The sequence below is a fragment of the Streptomyces sp. SID14436 genome (assembly GCF_010548465.1).
Lineage (GTDB): Bacteria > Actinomycetota > Actinomycetes > Streptomycetales > Streptomycetaceae > Streptomyces.
On sequence record NZ_JAAGMD010000546.1, the window covers coordinates 1 to 854 of the forward strand.

At 79.5% G+C, this 854-nt stretch carries 2 pseudogenes; both read right to left on the reverse strand.

Annotation, left to right across the window (positions count from 1 at the left end):
- A pseudogene (locus tag G3I53_RS19170) lies at window positions 1-381 on the reverse strand (hypothetical protein); the annotation flags it as partial.
- Window positions 378-854 (reverse strand): annotated as a pseudogene (locus G3I53_RS19175) (serine/threonine protein kinase); the annotation flags it as partial. The pseudogenes G3I53_RS19175 and G3I53_RS19170, both read right to left, overlap by 4 nt.

Below are 854 nucleotides of genomic sequence, written 5' to 3' on the forward strand. Positions count from 1 at the left end.
CCGCCGCACCGGCGGCGCGGACGGTGCGGGCGGCGCCGGGACGAGGGACGCCCCGTACGAGCGGTGCGCCAGCGCGCCCGCGACACCCGGGCCGAAGCGCAGCACGGTCCCCTCCACCCGGTCGGGCAGAACGGGGGGCGGTGGTTCCGGTGACGCGCCCGCCGGAGGGTCCTCGCGGCGGGTGTCCGCCGCCCGCGGCGTGGCCGCGTCCGGGGTCGTCCCGTCCCGGCCGGGGCCCTGGTCGTCGGTCCGCTCGCGGCGCGTCGCCGTCTCCGGTCCGGGCCGCTGGATCCAGTGGCTGGCCAGCACGGTGGCTCTGTAGTCGTCGTCCTCGCCGGGCGGGTCGCCGGGCCGGGAGGCGGGGTCGTTCGCCGAGGTCATCGCAGGTCGCACCGCCGGGTGAGGAGCTGCTGCGACGCGCCCCCGTCCGCCGACGCCGGCGAGGTGGCCGCGCGCACCGTCCAGTAGCAGCCGAGGGTGGCGAAGGAGTGCTCGGCGGTCACGGTGTACCGGGTGGCGCCGCTGCGCCGGATCACCTGCGTGGCCCCGTCCTGGGCGGACGGCCGGCCGGAGACGTCACCCGTGAGCCAGCTGAGGGAGACCGACACCGGGCCGGTCCCGTCCGTCACCACCGTGACGGTGGTCGTGGCGGTGGTGGCACCGGTCTGCCGGAACTCCGAGACGGCGATGTCCTTCACCGCCGGTGCGGCGGGCGCCGTGTCCGGCGGCGGGGGCGGGGAGGTGGGAGTGCCCGGGCCGCCCGGTGTGCCGGTGCCGGTATCGGTGCCGGGGTCCGCGTCGGGGCCGGTGCCCGGGTCCGTCCCCGCGTCGGGCCCGGCGCCCGGGGCCGCGTC